At 66.2% G+C, this 18,761-nt stretch carries 18 protein-coding genes; 13 read left to right on the top strand and 5 right to left on the bottom strand.

The genetic code is table 11. The features are described 5' to 3' along the window. The first annotated feature begins 60 nt into the window (after positions 1–60). Together ACAG21_RS06445 and ACAG21_RS06440 are read left to right on the top strand one after the other, a co-directional pair. On the top strand, positions 61–936 hold the full coding sequence (locus ACAG21_RS06445; protein WP_370495137.1) for a ribokinase: 876 nt from the start codon (positions 61–63) through the stop codon (positions 934–936). Next, positions 936–1,544, top strand: coding sequence for an isoprenylcysteine carboxylmethyltransferase family protein (locus ACAG21_RS06440; RefSeq protein WP_370495136.1), 609 nt, complete (start codon positions 936–938; stop codon positions 1,542–1,544). Before ACAG21_RS06445 ends, ACAG21_RS06440 begins: the two co-directional genes overlap by 1 nt. Here ACAG21_RS06440 and ACAG21_RS06435 read toward each other — a convergent pair. Beyond that, complete coding sequence (locus ACAG21_RS06435) at positions 1,541–2,359, bottom strand: GntR family transcriptional regulator (protein WP_370495135.1); 819 nt, start codon at positions 2,357–2,359, stop codon at positions 1,541–1,543. The genes ACAG21_RS06440 and ACAG21_RS06435 overlap by 4 nt on opposite strands. A gap of 78 nt (positions 2,360–2,437) precedes the next feature. Here ACAG21_RS06435 and ACAG21_RS06430 point away from each other — a divergent pair, with 78 nt between their 5' ends. From ACAG21_RS06430 to ACAG21_RS06405, 6 genes are all read left to right on the top strand, one after another. Further along, the gene (locus tag ACAG21_RS06430) at positions 2,438–3,868 is read left to right on the top strand and encodes an MmgE/PrpD family protein (protein ID WP_370495134.1); all 1,431 of its coding nucleotides are present in this window, start codon (positions 2,438–2,440) and stop codon (positions 3,866–3,868) included. Positions 3,869–3,879: 11 nt separating this feature from the next. Continuing rightward, entirely contained in the window at positions 3,880–4,764 is an 885-nt protein-coding gene (locus ACAG21_RS06425) for an oxaloacetate decarboxylase (protein WP_370495133.1), read from the top strand. Beyond that, positions 4,755–6,008 carry an aconitase/3-isopropylmalate dehydratase large subunit family protein gene (locus tag ACAG21_RS06420; RefSeq protein ID WP_370495132.1) on the top strand — a complete coding sequence of 418 codons (1,254 nt, stop codon included), beginning with the start codon at positions 4,755–4,757 and terminating at the stop codon, positions 6,006–6,008. Before ACAG21_RS06425 ends, ACAG21_RS06420 begins: the two co-directional genes overlap by 10 nt. Next, positions 5,999–6,559: a 3-isopropylmalate dehydratase gene (locus ACAG21_RS06415; RefSeq protein WP_370495131.1), complete on the top strand. Its 561-nt coding sequence runs from the start codon at positions 5,999–6,001 to the stop codon at positions 6,557–6,559. The genes ACAG21_RS06420 and ACAG21_RS06415 overlap by 10 nt, the downstream gene beginning before the upstream one ends. After that, positions 6,559–7,104, top strand: coding sequence for a YbhB/YbcL family Raf kinase inhibitor-like protein (locus ACAG21_RS06410; protein WP_370495130.1), 546 nt, complete (start codon positions 6,559–6,561; stop codon positions 7,102–7,104). Before ACAG21_RS06415 ends, ACAG21_RS06410 begins: the two co-directional genes overlap by 1 nt. Before the next feature lie 124 nt (positions 7,105–7,228). Beyond that, positions 7,229–7,636 (top strand): hypothetical protein, encoded by a 408-nt coding sequence (locus ACAG21_RS06405; protein WP_370495129.1) that lies wholly within the window; start codon positions 7,229–7,231, stop codon positions 7,634–7,636. Between the two features lie 52 nt (positions 7,637–7,688). On the opposite strand, the gene ACAG21_RS06400 is transcribed toward ACAG21_RS06405, so the two are convergent. Beyond that, a complete protein-coding gene (locus ACAG21_RS06400) occupies positions 7,689–9,731 on the bottom strand; it encodes an NAD(+) synthase (RefSeq protein WP_370495128.1) in 2,043 nt (680 codons plus the stop codon). 58 nt (positions 9,732–9,789) lie between these two features. On the opposite strand from ACAG21_RS06400, the gene ACAG21_RS06395 reads away from it, so the two are divergent. The 4 genes from ACAG21_RS06395 (at position 9,790) to ACAG21_RS06380 (ending at position 14,206) form a co-directional block, all read left to right on the top strand. After that, the gene (locus tag ACAG21_RS06395; RefSeq protein WP_370495127.1) at positions 9,790–10,329 is read left to right on the top strand and encodes a cysteine hydrolase family protein; all 540 of its coding nucleotides are present in this window, start codon (positions 9,790–9,792) and stop codon (positions 10,327–10,329) included. Positions 10,330–10,661: 332 nt separating this feature from the next. Further along, on the top strand, positions 10,662–12,599 hold the full coding sequence (locus ACAG21_RS06390) for a protein kinase (RefSeq protein WP_370495126.1): 1,938 nt from the start codon (positions 10,662–10,664) through the stop codon (positions 12,597–12,599). Between the two features lie 81 nt (positions 12,600–12,680). Next, positions 12,681–13,178, top strand: coding sequence for a CHAP domain-containing protein (locus ACAG21_RS06385; RefSeq protein WP_370495125.1), 498 nt, complete (start codon positions 12,681–12,683; stop codon positions 13,176–13,178). A gap of 221 nt (positions 13,179–13,399) precedes the next feature. After that, entirely contained in the window at positions 13,400–14,206 is an 807-nt protein-coding gene (locus ACAG21_RS06380) for an NAD-dependent deacetylase (protein WP_370495470.1), read from the top strand. Here ACAG21_RS06380 and ACAG21_RS06375 read toward each other — a convergent pair. Further along, on the bottom strand, positions 14,203–15,471 hold the full coding sequence (locus tag ACAG21_RS06375) for a cytochrome P450 (RefSeq protein WP_370495124.1): 1,269 nt from the start codon (positions 15,469–15,471) through the stop codon (positions 14,203–14,205). The two genes, ACAG21_RS06380 and ACAG21_RS06375, sit on opposite strands and share 4 nt — an antisense overlap. A 92-nt stretch (positions 15,472–15,563) precedes the next feature. On the opposite strand from ACAG21_RS06375, the gene ACAG21_RS06370 reads away from it, so the two are divergent. Beyond that, the gene (locus ACAG21_RS06370; protein WP_370495123.1) at positions 15,564–16,214 is read left to right on the top strand and encodes a TetR/AcrR family transcriptional regulator; all 651 of its coding nucleotides are present in this window, start codon (positions 15,564–15,566) and stop codon (positions 16,212–16,214) included. A gap of 4 nt (positions 16,215–16,218) precedes the next feature. Here the strand turns inward: ACAG21_RS06370 and proB are convergent, their stop codons facing one another. After that, complete coding sequence (proB, locus tag ACAG21_RS06365) at positions 16,219–17,322, bottom strand: glutamate 5-kinase (RefSeq protein ID WP_370495122.1); 1,104 nt, start codon at positions 17,320–17,322, stop codon at positions 16,219–16,221. After that, positions 17,319–18,761 carry a GTPase ObgE gene (obgE, locus tag ACAG21_RS06360; protein WP_370495121.1) on the bottom strand — a complete coding sequence of 481 codons (1,443 nt, stop codon included), beginning with the start codon at positions 18,759–18,761 and terminating at the stop codon, positions 17,319–17,321. Before obgE ends, proB begins: the two co-directional genes overlap by 4 nt.

Below are 18,761 nucleotides of genomic sequence, written 5' to 3'. Positions count from 1 at the left end.
GGCGTTTGAGGCATGCGATTGCCGTCAAATGGCAAGCAACAGGCGACTAACGTTGAACAGATGGCTAGGGTCTGCGTCGTCGGCAGCGTGAATATGGACATCACCTGCGACGTCGCCGCGCTTCCCCGCCCGGGCGAGACGGTGCTCGCATCGTCATTGAGTTACGCGCCCGGCGGCAAAGGCGGCAACCAGGCCGTCGCCGCGGCACGCGCGGGCGCGCACGTGCAGTTCGTCGGGGCGCTCGGCGACGACGACGCGGCCGCGAGCTTGTGGGCACATCTGGTGGCCAACGGTGTTGGGTTGGACGCGACCGTGACCGTCCCCGGTCCCAGCGGTACGGCGATCATCGTGGTCGATGCCGGCGCCGAGAACACCATCGTGGTGGCGCCGGGAGCCAACGGACAGCTCACTGCGAGTACGGCGGCCACCCGGGTGATCACCGACAGTGATGTGTTGTTGACCCAGTTGGAGATTCCGATCGCCACGGCGGTGGCCGCGGCACGCGTAGCCAAGACGGCGGGTGCGGTCGTCATCGTCAACGCGTCGCCGTGCCACCAGGTGCGAAGCGCGCTCGCCGAACTGGCGGATCTCGCGGACGTGGTGATCGCCAACGAGAACGAAACCGAGGAATTACCGTGGCGACCAAATCATTTGGTGACCACGCTTGGTGCCCGCGGCGCTCGCTACGTCAGCCCTGACGACGAGCTCTGGGTACCCGCGCCCACCGTGCACGCGGTGGACACCACCGGTGCCGGTGACGTCTTTGCCGGAGTACTGGCAGCGAGCTGGCCGCACGACCCGGGTTCGCGGGCCGAGCGATTGGCAGCCTTGGAGCGGGCTTGCACCGCGGCCGCGCTGTCGACACTGGTGCCAGGAGCCGGTGATTGCGCACCGGATGCCAGCGCCATCGCCGCGGCAATGCCCGGACCCACCTGATGAGCGGCGTCGCCGTCGTCGCCCTGACGCTCTTTGCCGCTTTTGGGGTGTTCGGATTCGGTTGGCGCAGTTGGCTGCAGTATCGCCGTACCGGATCCGCCGGCTTTCGCGGCATCCGCGGCGGGGTGACGGAATGGATCGCCGGCGTCGGTTTCGCCATCGCGCTGGCGGTAGCGGCGAGCGCTCCAATCCTGCAGCTCTGCAACGTGGTTGAGCCGTTGCGTGTGCTGACCGCCGGGTGGATCCAGTACGTCGGGATCGTTGTCGCGATTCTGGGCATCGCCGCCACGGTGTACGCGCAACTCGAGATGGGTGATTCCTGGCGGATCGGGGTGGACGAACGGGAAACCACGACACTGGTGCACACGGGCGTGTTCGGGCAGGTGCGCAACCCGATCTATACCGCGATGTTCACCTTTGACTTCGGGGTCGCGCTGGTGACGCCGAATGTCGTTGCCTGTGCCGGGTTTATCCTGCTCGTCGCGACCGTCGAGCTACAGGTACGCCGTGTCGAGGAGCCGCACTTGCTGCGAGCCCACGGCGACGCATATCGGGCCTATGCGGCCGCCGTCGGCCGATTCGTCCCGGGGGTCGGCCTGATTCGTTAACGCGAGTCCCGCCGCACATCGTGGGCGATTGCCAGGCCGTCGCCCGTTTCCAACTCGGCCGCCGACTGACTCATCAGCACGCGACTGCGGCTCGGCGACAATAGGATCGACAGGTAATGGTGCGGCAGGTCCGCCACGAATGCGAGCCGGTTGACCCGCAGCAGCGCGGTCCCGATCGCGGTGTCGAGCAGGCGGGCAAAGCGCGGACCCGCGATCTCGGCGGTAATCTCGTGGCGCATCCGCTGCACCACGACACCGGCATCGGCCAGCAGCTCGTAGAGCGGTTTGCGCCGCATCACCGACTCGGGCAGCTTGTCCGCCAACGCGTTTGGCAGCCAGGCTTCGGTGACCATCAACGGCTCACCGGTCCGGCGCTGGCGGCGCACCCGCACGATGTGCAATAGCTCGCCGGAGGTCTCCAGCGCGTCGGCGACAGGACGTGGCGGGCGCCGATGCGAGTCGTATTCGAGCACGTCGACCTCGGTCTCGAACTGGGCCTGCCGCAACCCGTCCATGTAGGAGCCGCCGGCCGCGGGCAGGTCAGCCGGCGCGCGCTCCCGGACGAACGAACCGACGCCTTGGCGGCGCTCGATGTATCCCTGGTCGGCCAGGTCCGCCAGCGCGCGGCGAACCGTGATACGCGAAACCCCGAACTGATCGCACAGCGTCTGCTCGGTCGGCAGCGCGTCGCCGGGACCCAGCACGCCGCGATCGATCTCGTCGTGCAATACCAAAAACAGTTGCCGGTGCAGCGGCACACCGGCGCCGGCGGACACCGCGCCGCTTTCCGCATTGGCCCCCTGCATGGTCGCCATGCTCCCACACCACTTCCCTTGCACCCGGGCACCAGTTGTTATATATGTATAACAACTGATCACTTGTGGGGAGTTCCGATGACCGCGGTTCAGCAGCACGCCGCCACCGATCCGGCGGGCCCGACCGGCCGATTGGCCACCTGGGTCGCGGGCCTCACGCCCGACGACGTCCCCCCCGATGCGATTGAACGGGCGAAATATCTCCTGCTCGACGGGTTGGGATGCGCACTGGTCGGTGCGCAATTGCCCTGGTCACGGGTCGCGACCGGCGCGGTGCTGGGGCTGGAGGGTGCCGGCGACTCCGTGGTGATCGGCACCGGCCACACCACCGGCGCACCCGCGGCCGCGGTGCTCAACGGCACCTTCATCCAGGGTTTCGAGCTTGATGACTTCCATCCCCTGGCCCCGCTGCACAGCTGCTCGCTGCTGATTCCGGCATTGCTGTCGACGGCGTCGGTACGGCCGCATCCGACGACGGGCGCCGAGTTCCTGCTCGCGGCGGTCGCTGGGTTCGAAGTGGGGCCGCGCGTGGGCTACACATTGCACGGAACCCAGATGCTCGACCGCGGCTGGCACTCGGGCCCGGTCTTCGGCACGCATTCGGCGGCCATGGCGTCGGGCAAGCTACGCGGTCTGCCGCCCGCGCAGCTCGAGGACGCCCTCGGCCTGGCCGGCACCCAGTCCGCCGGGCTGATGGCCGCGCAGTACGAGGCCATGAGTAAGCGCATGCACCATGGCTTGGCCGCCCGCAACGGCTTCTACGCCGCCGGGCTTGCCGCCGCCGGCTATACCGGCATCAAGCGGGTGTTCGAACGCGAATATGGCGGGTTTCTCAGTGTTTTCGGTGAAGGCCACGATCCGGATGCCGCGCTGCTGACCGCTCAGCTCGGCCAGCGCTGGGAGACCACCTTCATCATGGTCAAGTCCTACGCCGCAATGGGCGGCCTGCACGGGGCGATCGATGCGGCCCGGCGATTGCGAGGTTCGATTGCGCCGGAGGATATTTCGGCTGTAGACATCACCGTCGGCGAGACGGTCTACAAGCACGGCTGGTGGCCTCCGGAGCGTCCGCTCACGCCGATCGGCGCACAGATGAATATCGGCTACGCCACCGCCGCGGCACTGCTGGACGGCAACGTGCTGCCCGAGCAGTTCACCCCGGCACGGCTGGACTCCGACGACATCTGGTCGCTGATCTCCAAAACCTCGGTGCACCTCGATGAATCGCTGACGAACGCGCCAATCACCGAGCGGTTCCGGACCGATGTCGCGGTAAGGATGCGAGACGGCGCGGTGCACCGCGCCCGCGTCGACCTGCCGCACGGCGCGCCCACCGACCCGGTCACCAACGACGAACTCGTCGCGAAATTTCATTCCCTCGCCGATCGGGTGACCAGCCGACGACGCGCCGATGCCATCGAGCTGGCGGTGGTCGGTCTGGAAAACCTGGATGACATCGACGAATTGATCGATTTACTCGCCGCGCCCGTCGCGGGCGCCCTGGACTGAAAAGGACGACCATGGCCAGCACACCGGCCCGCCAACGGCTGCGAGAATTGTTGGATACACGTGAAATGATCGTCGCGCCAGGGGTTTTCGACGGTATCTCGGCACAGTTGACCAAACGCACCGGGCAGGTGGCTGCGTACCTGACCGGCGCGGGTGTCGCGGCCTCCGGGTTCGGCCTGCCCGACATCGGGTTGGTCACCGCGACCGAAATGGCCGACCGGGTCCGGATGGTCGCCGGCGCACTGGGCGACATTCCGCTGATCGCTGACGCCGACACCGGCTACGGCGCACCGATAAACGTGGTGCGCACCGTGCGCAGCTATGAGGAGGCCGGAGTGGCCGCAATTCAATTGGAAGACCAAGTTTTTCCGAAACGCTGCGGCCATTTGCCCGACAAGCAGGTCGTCGATGCCGCGGTGTTCGAGCAGACCCTGACGGCCGCGCTGGACGCCAGGTCCGACGATAACCTGCTCGTCGTGGCCCGTACCGACGCCCGCGGCCCGTTAGGACTGGACGTCGCGATCGAACGGGCGAATCGTTATGCCGACGCCGGAGCGGACATCATCTTCGTCGAAGCGCCACGCGACGAGCAGGAGGTCGAGCGCATCGCGCGCGAGGTCGATGCTCCCCTGCTGATCAATCTCGTGCTCGGCGGGCTGACCCCGCTGCAGTCGGCGTCTCGCTTGCAGGAGTTGGGCTACGCGATCGCGATCCACCCGAGCAACCTACTGATGCAAGCGACATTCGGGATGCTGCAAAGCCTTTGCCAACTCAACGGCAGCGACGTGGCCACCCATCTGCCCACCAGCCCCCAGGACTTCTTCAACCTGGTCGGCATGTCCGAGTGGCTGGCCCTTGACACCAAGTACACGGGTAAGGATGCCTCATGGGAATGACCATCATCGAAAAGATCTTCGCCCGCAAAGCCGGCCTGGACTCGGTGGCGCCGGGCGATACCGTGGTCGTGGACGTCGATATGACCGTGCTGATCGATCTGCAATTCGCGACGATGTGGATCCAGCCCAACAGGATTCACGACCCCGACAAGCTGGCCGTCGTCATGGACCACGCCGTCCCCGCACCGACCATCAAGGATGCCGCAGGCGGTCCGCAGGCCCGCAAATTCGTCGCCGACTTCGGCATCCAACGCTTCTACGATGTCGGACGCCACGGCATCTGCCATCAGGTCATCGCCGAGAATGGCCTGGCCCGACCCGGAGAAATCTTGGCCTGCACCGACTCTCACACCTGCGCCGCGGGTGCTTACAACACCGCGGCCCGCGGACTCGGCCCCGCCGAGATCTACTCGATCATGTGCACCGGCACCACTTGGTTCCAAGTCACGCCGACCGTCCGTTACGAACTCGAAGGCAACAAACCAAACACGGTGAGCGGCAAGGACATCTTCTTGCACATCGCGGACAAGTACGGCGACGCCGCCAACCTCAACCTGGAATTCGGCGGCCCCGGCCTGGGCGGCATCCCGATGCACGACCGACGCACCATCGCAACCCAGGGCGCGGAGGTGTCGGCCGACTTCAGCACCTTCGAAGCAGACGACGTGCTGGCCAGATTCCTCGACGACGCCAACGTCACCGGATACGCCTCGGTCGCACCGGATCCCGACGCTACCTACCATGATGTGCGCCATATCGACCTGTCCGGGCTGGAACCGTATGTCGCGCGGCCCGGTACAGTCAGCCGCAACGGGCTGCCCGTGTCACAGCTGGGTCGGCAGAAAGTGGACCAGGCGTTCATCGGGTCGTGCGCGAACGGTCAACTCGAGGACCTCGAGATCGCCGCACAAGTGTTGCGCGGCATGACCGTTGCCCCGGGGGTGCGGCTGCTCGTCACACCCGCCTCCCAGTCCGTATACCGAGAGGCTATGCGGCTGGGTTACCTGCAGGACATCGCCGACGCGGGTGGTGTTGTCACCAACTCCACGTGCGGCGCCTGTTTCGGCTACCACATGGGCGTCATCGGCCCCGGCGAAGTGTGCGTCACGACCAGCACCCGTAACTTCACCGGACGCATGGGCAGCACCGAGGCCGAAATCTTCATGGCCTCACCGGCGACCGTCGCCGCGTCCGCGATCACCGGTTACATCACCGACCCGAGGAGTGTGGCGGCATGGCGGTGAGTTTTTCCGGCAAGGTGTGGGTGTTCGGCGACAATCTCAACACCGACGCGATGTACCCGGCCTTCGCGATGAAGATGGATCCTCCCGAAGCGGCCAAGCACATCTTCTACGAGGTCCGGCCGGGTTGGACCGATCAGGTTTCTCCGGGCGATATCGTGCTGGCCGGCAAGAACTTCGGGATCGGCTCGTCGCGCCCGGTCGCTGCTCTGTTCACCGAACTCGGCGTCGCCGGGCTTGTCGCCGAGGAGTTCAATTCGCTGTTCTTCCGCAATGCCGTGAACGCCGGACTGCCCGCGATCACCGTGCCGGGCGCCACCGCCGTGTTCGCCGAGGGCGATACCGGAACCTTCAACCTGACCGAGGGCACCTGGCGCAATGACAGCACCGGTGCGTCGGGAACGGTTCCGAAGCTGCCCGGCCTGATCCTCGAGGTCATCGAGAGCGGCGGCGTCATGCCCCGACTGGCGGCGCAGGGTTATCTGCCCGCCGAACTCGGCGACCTGCTGCGCTCCAGCGCGGTGGCCATGCGCGGCGCCGCAAGCGGCGCCTGATGGCCCTACTCGGCCGGCTGCTGCGCGGTGTCCGCGCCGGTGCACAGCGGGGCCCGTTGTGCGGTGCTGACTTTGCTGTGCCCGAATCCATCGCGGTCACCAGCACGGCGTTCGCCGACGGCGCCGCGATGCCGTCATCGAGTGCGGGAAAGGGTGTGGGGGACAACACCTCGCCGCCGCTGCGCTGGGACGCGCTGCCGCCCGATACCCGGCAGACGGTGCTCATCATCGATGACATCGATGTTCCGCTGCCCCGCCCGCTGCTGCACACCATCGCGCTGATCGAACCGTCGCTTGACCGAGTCGCGGCGGGCGCGCTGCAGCCGGGAACGACGGGGCTCCGGTTTATCCGCGCGGATCTGGGTCACCGCGGCTATGCCGGCCCACGTCCGATTCCTGGCCATGGACCGCATCACTACCGCTTCCACGTGTTCGCGATCGATCGGCCGATTCCGGAAAATGTCAGTACGGCAAGGGCTTTATTCGCCGCGATGGCCGGGCATGTACTGGCCCGCGGCACACTCACGGGCATCTACGAACGCTAGGCGCCAGCGGCCGCCGAACCAAGGCTGACCTGCGGTTGGCAGTAACTGGCAGCGCCTGGCGTCGATCTGGCAGTGCTTTCCGAGCAACGTCGAGGGCGTCGGAAACCAACCAGAAAGGAACCTCATGTCCGCCACCACTGTTGACCGCACAGGTACCCGCGACGGATTGCTTCGCCTCGCGATGCGCGCCGACGCCGCCATCAGCGGCCTGGTCGGCCTGGCCGGCGTCCCGCTGGCCGGATACCTGGCCCAGGCCTCCGGCACCACCAAGGCGTTTGAGTACGGCATGGCCGGCTTCCTGATCGGTTACGGCGTCTTGGTGCTCTGGCTGGCCTCGCTGCCGTCGGTGCGCCGCGCCGGCATGGCCGTCGTGCTCGGCAACCTGCTCTTCACCGTGGCCGCCGTCGCGCTCGTGCTCGCCGATGTCTTCCCGTTGAGCACCACCGGTGTGGTTCTCACCTTGGGATCCGGCATCTACACCCTGTTCTTCGCCGAGCTGCAATATCAGGGCTGGCGCCGCGCGCGGGCATAGCCCCCGCCACAGCTCGGGCCCGCTCGGTCTTTCCGGGCGGGCATCGAGCGTGCTAGTCCTCGGGCACCTCACGGTCGATCTCGTCGAGCCAGATGCGCGCGGACATGTCCGACGGAGCGCGCCAGTCCCCACGCGGCGACAGCGCGCCGCCGTGGGACACCTTGGGGCCGTTGGGCAATGCCGAGCGTTTGAACTGACTGAATGAGTAGAACCGCTGCACGAAGATCTGCAGCCAGTGCCGGATCTCCTTGAGCTGATAGGACGGTCGCTTGTCTTCCGGGAACCCGGGCGGCCAGTTGCCCCGCTCGGAGTCCGTCCAGGCGTGCCAGGCCAGGAACGCGATCTTCGACGGCCGGAACCCATAGCGCAGTACGTGGAACAACGAAAAGTCTTGCAGGGCATAGGGACCGACCTTGGCCTCGCTGCTCTGCAGTTCTTCTTCCTCGCCGGTGGGGACGAGTTCGGGAGTTATCTCGGTGTCGAGCACCGATTGCAGCACCGCGTCTACGTCGGACTCGAACTGTCCCGACGAGATGACCCAGCGAATCAGATGCTGTATCAGTGTTTTCGGCACCCCGGCGTTGACGTTGTAGTGCGACATCTGGTCGCCGACGCCGTAGGTTGACCAGCCCAGGCCCAGCTCGGACAGATCGCCGGTGCCCAGCACGATCCCACCACGCTGATTGGCCAGCCGGAACAGGTAGTCGGTGCGCAATCCGGCCTGGACGTTTTCGAAGGTGACGTCGTAGACACTCTCGCCGCGGGAGAACGGGTGATCCATCTCCTTGAGCATCAGCGCTGCGGTATCGCGAATGTCGATCTCGGCGAAAGTCACTCCGAGCGCGCGGCACAGCTCGATCGCGTTGCGTTTGGTGCGCTCACCCGTCGCAAACCCCGGCAGGGTGAACGCCAGAATATCGCTGCGCGGCCGGTTTTCGCGATCCATCGCCCGCGCGGCAACGATCAGCGCGTGGGTGGAATCCAGCCCGCCGGAAATGCCGATGACGACCTTGGGATAGTTCAGCGCACGCAGCCGCTGTTCGAGCCCGGAAACCTGGATGTTGTAGGCCTCGTAGCAATCCTGTTGCAGCCGTTGCGGGTCGGCGGGAACGAACGGAAAACGCTCGATCGCTCTGCGTAGTCCGATGTCGCCGGTCGGCGGGTCGAGCGGAAACTCGATGAGCCGAAACGTGTCCGTCAGGGGCCGGTGATGGCGCCGGTTGTCGTCGAAAGTGCCCATGCGCAGCCGCTCCGAGCGCAGCAGCTCGGTGTCGATGTCGGCGACCGAACGTCGCTCTCCCTTGGGGAAGCGCTCGGATTCGGCGAGCAGCACCCCGTTTTCGAAGATCATCGTCTGCCCGTCCCAGGCCAGGTCGGTCGTCGATTCGCCCTCCCCCGCGGCAGCGTAAACGTAGGCGGCCAAGCAGCGCGACGACGCCGAGCGGGCTAACAGCCGGCGGTCCTCGGCCCGCCCGATCGTGATCGGGCTGCCGGACAAGTTGGCCAGCACCGTCGCACCGGCCAGCGCAGCCTGCGCGCTGGGCGGAATTGGCACGAACATGTCCTCGCAGATCTCGACGTGCAGGACGAAATCGGGGTAGTCGGACGCCACAAATAGCAGGTCGGGCCCAAACGGCGCCTCGAAATCGCCGACCCGGATGATGCCGTGCTCGTCGTCACCGGGCGCAATCTGGCGGTGCTCATAGAACTCGCGATAGGTGGGCAGGTAGGACTTGGGCGCCACCCCGAGCACGACGCCGCGGTGGATGACGACGGCAGTGTTGTAGATGCGCTGCCGATAGCGCAGCGGGGCGCCGACCACCAAGATCGGCAACAGGTCGTTGGATGCAGTGACGATGTCGGCCAGCGCGGTTTCGACGTCGTCGAGCAACAGGTCCTGTAGGACGATGTCCTCGATGGAGTAGCCGGACAGCGTCAGCTCCGGGAAGACGGCCAGCGCGACGCCCTCGTCGTGACACTGGGCGGCCAACCGCAACACCGAGGCCGCATTGGCCGCCGGATCGCCGATCGTGGTGTGGTGCGTGCACGCGGCAACCCGGACAAATCCCTGGCGGTAGCTGTTGTAGAAGTCCATCGCCCTCCCATTGTCGCCCGATCGGTGTTAACAAGCATGCGCCGGGTATCACCTGGACATGAGTGATACCGCGGTCTTAGTGGTCGACATGATGAACAGCTATCAGCATCCCGACGCTGATCTCCTGATACCCAATGTCGGCAAGATCATCGACCCGCTCACCGATCTGGTGCGCCGTGCGCGCGAATCCGACGACGTAGACCTGATTTATGTCAACGACAACTACGGCGACTTCACCGCCGAGTTCACCGACCTCGTCGAATCCGCATGCCACGGCGCACGGCCCGAGCTGGTGGAGCCGATCGTGCCGGCCAAGGGCAGCCGGTTGCTGACCAAGGTACGCCACAGTGCGTTCTATTCGACGTCGCTGGCGTATCTACTCAATCGCCTCGACACCGAACGGTTGGTCCTGACCGGACAGGTCACCGAGCAGTGCATTCTCTACACCGCACTGGATGCCTATGTGCGGCATTTCGAGGTGGTCATTCCTACGGATGCCGTCGCCCACATCGACGAAGAACTCGGCGCGGCGGCATGCAAGATGATGGAAAGCAACATGTCTGCGGAGCTGACGACCGCGGCACACTGCCTCGGGTAGGGAGCGTAGTTCGCATTAATTCGGTTGTGCCGAAACGGCATTCAGCTGATGCAAAGTGGCAAACCGTCTGAAGCAGCCTCGTAGGCGCCCGCCTGGCCTGCCCGGACCAGCGTCATGTCTTCATCGTTCATCACCAACGAACGAAATCGCGATCAGCGCATGCATGCCCCGCCCGCGATGCGGCGTGCGGGCACCGGGAGTTCGCACCCGAATTTTCTATGCCTCAGAAATGAGATTGGCCTTAAATACTGAAGTTCGGGTATTGCATTTCCTAGGTACGGGGCCGTCGCCCGATTTATCGTGTTCTCGACCGTGGCTGCCGGGAGGCTGAAATGGATGGGACCCCGTTCGGGCGGTACCGCTTGGTGGAGTTATTGGGCCGCGGCGGCATGGGCGAAGTGTGGCGCGCTCACGACACCGCAACCGACCGCATTGTCGCGATCAAACTCTTGCCCGCGTTCTTGTCCGACGATGAGGAGTTCCAACAGCGTTTCCGCCGGGAAGCCCACGCCGCGGCCCGACTGAACAACCCGCACGTCATCCCGATTCACAACTACGGCGAAATCGACGGCCAACTCTATGTCGACATGCGGCTCATCGAGGGCCGCGATCTGCAGACCATATTGGCCGACGGGCCGCTGGATCCGGTACGCGCGGTACGCATCATCGAGCAGGTCGCCAATGCCCTGCAGGCGGCCCACCGGGTTGGGCTGCTGCACCGAGACATCAAACCCTCCAACATCCTGCTGGACCACGACGATTTCGCCTACTTGATCGACTTCGGCATCGCCCGTGCGATCGAAGAAACACGAATGACGAAGTCCGGCGACACAATTGGCACCTTCCAATACATCGCACCCGAGCGTCTGGACGCCACCGCGCACGAAGACGCCCGCGCCGACATCTACTCGTTGGCGTGTGTGCTCTACGAATCCCTCACCGGCCAGCCACCTTTCCCCGGTAGCTCGGCGGCGCACCTGATTACCGCACACCTGAACACCCCGCCGCCTCGACCCTCAACCACCCAACCCGACGTGCCCGTCGAGGTGGACGACGTGATCGCGACCGGGATGGCCAAAGATCCCGCACAGCGTTATGCGACCACGGTGGAATTGGCCAACGCTGCTCGCGACGCGGTCACCGACCGCATCCACACGCCGACGGCCGGTGCCGCGCAGCCCGCCACCGTGCTGGCACCAGATCCCCGCCTGCCGGCCACCGCTTACGCGTCTTCGACCGCGCCCACCCAATTCGGTGCACCGACGGACGCGACCTCGCCGCCGGCGCCACCCGCTGCGGACGGACGCAGCCAGAAACGCCGCCGGATCGCGATGGTGGCCGGGGCGGTGGCGACCGCGGCCGTCGTGGTCGTCCTTGTCATCGCATTCACCAACCTCGGATCCTCCAAGCCCCCCGACAACCCGAAGCCGGTCGCGGTTCCCAACACCGGCCCCTTCACGGGCGTCTACCGCGCCGACTTCGGCCCTTCGGCCACCAATGGCAAGCCGGATGACGGAGGGACGCCGTCAACCGGGCAGTGGTCGGTCCGTTCGATATGCCGCCAAACGGGCTGCATAGCAACAGCGACGGCAAACGGAGGGCCAACCCTGCAATCGTCGTTTGTGTTCGATGACTTCGGCGGACAGTGGCATGCGGTCGGCGCATACCCAGTGGCCTCGCCACCACCAGGCGTGTCGGGCTTCGACGGCTGCCAGTTCCCCGCCGAATACTGGACGGTCATCACCCTGCAACAGCGACCTGACGGAACAGTGGCCGGCCAGTACCGTGCAACGGGGCCCCCCGAGTGCGAGACCGAGCGCACGGTCACCTTTACCCGGATCGGCGACGTCGATGTGAACACGCTCCCGGACCCGGCCGGCCTCCCCGCGCCTGTGGGGTCCCCGGCCAGCGCATTCCACGGCCGCTACCACGCGACGCAGACGCCACTGGACATTCACAAAACGGGCACCTGGGAACCCATCGTTGCGACAGACTGCTTGCGCACGGGCGAACGCTGCGTCAGCAAGGTCGGGTACGACGTCTACCACTTTTCGAACGGTAAATGGGTTTTCAACCTTGACACCAAGCGGACCTGCGAAAAATCGGAAACCAGGGACGCGACCAACTTCTATTGGGAATTCCCCTTGCCGCAGCCACCGCAAGACCCGATCACGCTGTTGACCGGACACGGCCACAAGCAGGTAAGCGGCACCGATAGCTGCGCGGGCTCGTATGACGAAAACGTGAAGTTCGAACGCACCGGCGACTGAGTAGTCGGAACCGTGAAACGAATTCTGATCTCGCCGCGATAACAGGAAGGTAACGGTTCACCGGCCGGCGAGAGGACGCGCATGAAGCGCACCGGAATCATGGCCGCAGTCGCCGTCAGCAGCGCCCTGTCGCTGGGAGCGTCCATGGCTCCGGCACCGGCCAGCGGAGATCCGGCTGCAAGCGTCGGCCGCACGATCGATCACAACCCCTTTAGCGGCGACTACGAGGGGTACTGCACGTGGGGCGCCCAAGAACAGATTCACGCCCATACCGGCTACTACATCAAAGCGCTCACCGGAAACGCCGAAGACTGGGCTAACCAAGCCCAAGCGGCAGGCTGGACGGTCAGCAATGATGCGCAGGCCCACTCGATCGCGGTCTTCAGCAGCGCGCTCGTCGGCGGTGTCGGACACGTCGCCTGGGTCGACGCCGTCAACGGCAACCACCTCACGATCACCGAAATGAACATGGGTTACGGGGCCAGCGCGGCCAACGGATTCCGAACCACGGGCTTCCACCAGTTCGACACGCGCAGCGTCGCACAGGCACCGGGAATCAGCTACATCCTCATCCCCTGAGTGGGACCACGAATTATTCGACTTGCCAACACATTCCGCCGCTCTCACCGGCACGTTTTGGCGCAGTATTCCACTCGCGGGGACTGGGATTCGGACATGATCCTGCCGTTGGGGGGCGTCAAGTATGGGTACGCGCCCGCACTACCGGCGTGCCTGCGCGATGAACCCGTACTCTCGAATACGTGCCTCGCCGACCTGAATCTCCGGAACTGGTCGCGCTGATGGCTGGTCGCCGAATCGCGGTGCTGACCGGCGCGGGGATTTCCACCGACTCGGGCATTCCCGACTACCGGGGACCAGATTCGCCGCCGAGCAATCCGATGACGATTCGTCAGTTCACCTCGGATCCGGCGTACCGCCAGCGGTACTGGGCGCGCAACCACGTGGGCTGGCGACACATGGACGCGACGCAGCCGAATGCGGGGCATCGGGCACTGGCCGCGCTCGAGCTTGCCGGGGTGGTGACCGGCGTGATCACCCAGAACGTCGATCTGCTGCACACCAAGGCCGGCAGTGGCAACGTGGTCAACCTGCACGGCACCTACGCCCAGGTGATCTGCCTGAGTTGCGGCCACACCATGAGTCGCGCCGCATTGGCCGACGAACTCGAGGCACTCAACCCGGGATTCATCGAACGCGCAGAGGCCATCGGTGGCCTGGCGGTGGCGCCCGACGCCGACGCCGTCGTCGCCGATACCACGTCATTTCAGTATCTGGACTGTCCGCGCTGCACCGGCATGCTCAAACCCGACATCGTCTACTTCGGCGAGAGCGTTCCTAAAGATACTGTGATACAAGCTTTTTCGTTGCTCGACGAGTCCGACGCGTTGCTGGTCGCGGGCTCGTCACTGACCGTATTCTCCGGCTACCGATTCGTGCGGCACGCTGCCGCACGGGGCATCCCGGTCGCCATCGTCAACCGCGGACCGACCCGCGGTGACGAACTGGCCACCGTCAAGCTCGACGGCGGATGCTCGGAACTGCTGGTGCTGCTTGCCGACGAGTTGGCGCCGCTGGCCCTGCACTAAAACGTGCAGGGCAGGCTGCGCACCGCGTGCACGAAGTTGCCCGCCACGTACGCCGCCTCGCTTGCCTGAATGTCGGGCAGCTGACTCAGCAGCTCACCGAAGAAGGCGCGCAGTTGCGCGCGCGCCACGTGGGCACCAAGGCAGAAATGCAGTCCGCCCCCGCCGAATCCGACATGCGGATTGGGGCTGCGGCTTAGGTCGAAGTGATCCGGATGCTGGAAGGCATCGGTGTCCCAGTTACCCGACGAATAGAACATCACCACTTTCTCGCCCGCGGCGATACGCTGGCCGCCGAGCTCGAAATCGGTTGCCGCCGTGCGGCGGAAGGTCATGACCGGCGTCGCCCAGCGAACGAACTCCTCGACGGCCACGCCGATTCTGTTCTCGTAATCGGCTATCAGCCAAGCTCTTTGGGCCGGGAAATCAGTGAGCGCTTTCATGGTGTGGCTCATGGTCTGACGGGTGGTGTCGTTGCCCGCCACCGAGAGCAACACGAAGAACGCGGCCACCTCAGCGTCGGTCAGCCGGTCGCCGTCCACCTCGGCATGCACCAGGCTGCTGATCAGGTCTTCGCCCGGCTTCTCGCGGCGCTGTGCGGCGAGCGCGCCGACGACCTGGTGCAGGTACATCTGCTGTTCGAAGATGACCTCCAGGGCGGGGCGCCCATTGAGGAAGTCGGGGTCGGCCCACGACACCAGCGCGTCGGTGGCGTGTGCCATGCGCTCCCGCTCGGACTCCGGAATGCCGACCATGTCCGACAGCGTGCGGATGGGCAGCTCCTTGGCGCAGCGGTCGACGAAATCCGCACCGCTGCCGGCGTCGCGGAGCTCCTCCACGATCGCCTTCGCGTTCGCCTGGATCGATTCCTCGATGCGGCGGACCTGCCGCGGCGTGAACGCGGCGTGGGCGAGTTTGCGCAGCTTGGTGTGCCGCGGTGGGTCCATCGCCAGGAACGATTGGGACGCCTCGAGAAGCTCCACCGGAATGCTTTCGAACATCACCCCCTTGCCGGACAGGAAGACGTCGCTGTCGCGGCTGACGGTGACAATGTCCGCGCGCCGGGTGACCGCCCAATAGCCGGGGTCGTCAGGATCCGGCATCAGGGCGTCTTCGACGGGAGGATGCCAGCTCACCGGCCGCTCGGCCCGCAGCACGGCAAACGAACGCTCGCGGTCGGCGGCCGTCGTCGACCAGAACTCGCGCGAGGACAGATCAATCGCGTCGTAGGCGCGTGGGCGGCCGGACCGCCCGGTCAGTACTGCCATCGTTGCCCTCCATCACGTCATGAACTGCGTGGAACACTATGCCTAGACACTATGTCTAGTCAAGGTGTTGAAATGTCGGTTATGCTCGGCAAATGCCCTCGGTCACCCGCAAGCCGCAGCCGAAGCGCGAGCAGTCGCGCCAGCAGCGGCGTGAGGAGATGGAGCGCCGCCTGCTCGACGCCACCGAGCGGCTGATGCGCGGCGGCGCAAGTTTCACCGAGCTGAGCGTGGACCGGCTGTCGACGGAGGCCGGGATCTCGCGAGCGAGCTTCTACATCTATTTCGAGGACAAGGGCCACCTGCTGCGCCGACTCGCCGGCCAGGTGTTCGCCGATCTGGCCGACAGCGCAAATCGGTGGTGGAGCGTGGCGGGTCGCCACGATCCGGCCGACGTGCGTACGGCCATGACGAGCCTGGTGGCCAGCTATCGTCGTCATCAGCCGGTGCTCGTCGCGCTGAACGAAATGTCGGGCTACGACCCGGTGGTCGGGGCGACCTACCGCAATCTGCTGACCGCGATCACCGGTCGATTGACCCGGGTGATCGAGGAGGGCCAGGCCGACGGTTCGATCCGCCCGGAGCTATCCGCAGCCACCACGGCCAGCGCTTTGACTTGGATGGCCGAGCGGGCGTGCCAGCAGAATCTGCCCGGCGCGCCGGACTCCTATGACGCCGAACTGGCCGCGACGTTGTCCGAAATCATCTGGGCCACTTTGTATCTCAAGCCACTGTCAGCAGGCTGACACTTCAGACGGCGACCAGGTCGTCGGCATGCACCGCGGGCCGGCGCAGCTCGTCGGGCAGCTCCGAGGTCGACCGCCCCATCATCGTCGCCAGCTCGGCCGCGTCGTAGGCGACCACGCCGCGGGCCACCATGGTCGCGTCCGGTCCGTGCAATTCGACGACGTCGCCCGCGTAGAACCGGCCCGTCACGGCGGTGATGCCGGCCGCCAACAGGGACCGGCGTTGCTGCACCACCGCGCGCACCGCGCCCGCATCCAGGCTGAGCGAACCGGTGGACTCGGCGGCATATCGCACCCAGAACCGCCGGGCCGACATCCGCGCGGGCCGGGCGGCGAACACCGTACCCGACGAGGCGTCGGTGAGCGCCGTCGCGGCTTCCGACGCCGCGGCCAGCAGCACCGGCACCCCGGCATCGGCGGCCAGCAGCGCCGAGGACATCTTCGACGCCATGCCGCCGGTGCCCAGCGCGCTGCCCGGACCGGCCACCACACCGACAAGGTCCGACGTTCCGGCGACCTCGGGAATGAAGCGGGCCCCGTTGGTCTTTCGCGGATCAGCCTCGTAGAGGCCGTCGATGTCGGAGAGCAGCACCAGCGCCTCGGCACCCACCAGATGGGCCACCAGCGCCGACAGGCGGTCGTTGTCCCCGAACCGGATTTCGTTGGTGGCCACCGTGTCGTTTTCGTTGACGATCGCCACCGCGTGCAGCGCGCGCAACCGGTCCAGGGTGCGCTGGGCGTTGGTGTGCTGGGCCCGCATCGAAATGTCGTGTGCGGTCAGCAGTACCTGCCCGACCGTACGGCCGTAACGGGCGAACGCGGCACTCCACGCATTCACCAGCGCGACCTGGCCCACGCTGGCGGCAGCCTGCTTGGTCGCCAAATCCTTTGGACGACGGGATAATCCGAGCGGCTCGATCCCGGCGGCGATGGCACCCGAGGACACGATGACGACGTCGGTGCCGGCTTTCATGCGCGCCTCGATCGCATCGGCCAGGCCGGCCAGCCGACCCCCGTCGAACACCCCGGACGGTGTGGTCAGCGCGTTGGTCCCAATCTTGACGACCAGACTGCGAGCGGTGCGGATGGCGTCGCGATGGGCACTCACAGCTCGTCACCGCGTTCGCGCCGCCGACGCCGGGCGGCCTTGCGTTCGTCGGCGCCGATGCGCTCGGTGCGTTCCAGCCGTGCGTCGGTGCCGCGGCCCGTCAGCGGAACCTGTTGGCCCGCCGGCGTTTGCGGCTCCCAGTCGAATGTCATCTCGCCGATGGTCACCGCACAGCCGGGCTGTGCGCCCAGCCGCAACAGCTCCTCCTCCACGCCGAGGCGCGCGAGGCGATCGGCGAGATAGCCCACCGCTTCGTCGTTGTCGAAATTGGTCTGGCCGATCCAGCGCTCGGGTCGGGCCCCGGTGACCACGAAACCGCCCTGCCCGTCGGACTCGACGGTGAAACCGCTGTCGTCGACGGGCACCGGGCGGATCACCGGGCGTCGCGCTACCGGCACCGGGCGCGAGGCGTTGTACTCCGAGATCATCTTCTGCAGCCCGAAGATCAACGGCTGCAACCCTTCCCGGGTTGCTGTCGATACGAGGAACACCGGCCAGCCGCGCTCGGCGATCTCGTCGCGGACGAACTCGGCAAGCTCACGCGCCTCCGGTACGTCAATCTTGTTGAGTACCACCGCCCGCGGCCGCTCGGCCAGGTCGACCAGCGCCGCATCGCCTTGCAGGGTCGGGGTATAGGCGGCCAGTTCGGCTTCCAGCGCATCGATGTCGGAGATCGGGTCGCGGCCGGGCTCGGCAGTGGCGCAGTCGACGACATGCACCAGCACCGCGCATCGCTCGATGTGGCGCAGGAAATCCAGCCCCAGGCCGCGGCCAAGCGAGGCGCCCGGGATCAAACCGGGCACGTCGGCGACGGTGAACGACTGCTCGCCGGCCGAGACGACGCCGAGGTTGGGAACCAGCGTGGTGAACGGATAGTCGGCGACCTTGGGTTTGGCCGCCGAGATCACCGATACCAGCGACGACTTGCCCGCGGACGGAAAGCCGACCAGTCCGGCATCGGCCACGGTCTTGAGCTCGAGGGTGAGGTCGCGCGCCTGGCCGGGCTCGCCGAGCAGCGCGAAGCCGGGCGCCTTGCGCGCCCGCGACGCCAGCGCCGCATTGCCCAGCCCGCCACGGCCACCGGCGGCCGCCTCGAAGCGGGTGCCGGCGCCGACCAAATCGGCGAGGAGCCGGCCGTTTTCGTCCAGCACGACAGTGCCGTCGGGCACCTTGACTTCCAAGTCCGCACCGGCCGCGCCGTCGCGGTTGCTGCCCGCCCCCTGCTTGCCGTTGGGAGCGGTGACGTGCGGACGGAAATGGTAGTCCAGCAGCGTGTGTACGGCAGGATCGACGACGAAAACGACGCTGCCGCCGCGGCCGCCATTGCCGCCGTCGGGACCGCCGAGCGGCTTGAACTTCTCGCGATGAACCGAGGCGCAGCCGTTACCGCCGGAGCCCGCTCGGGCGTGGATGACGACTCGATCGACAAACCGAGGCAT

The sequence above is a fragment of the Mycobacterium sp. pR1184 genome (assembly GCF_041287235.1).
Lineage (GTDB): Bacteria > Actinomycetota > Actinomycetes > Mycobacteriales > Mycobacteriaceae > Mycobacterium.
The sequence above is the reverse complement of the archived record's forward strand: the minus strand, read 5'-3'. Positions and strand labels throughout refer to the sequence as shown.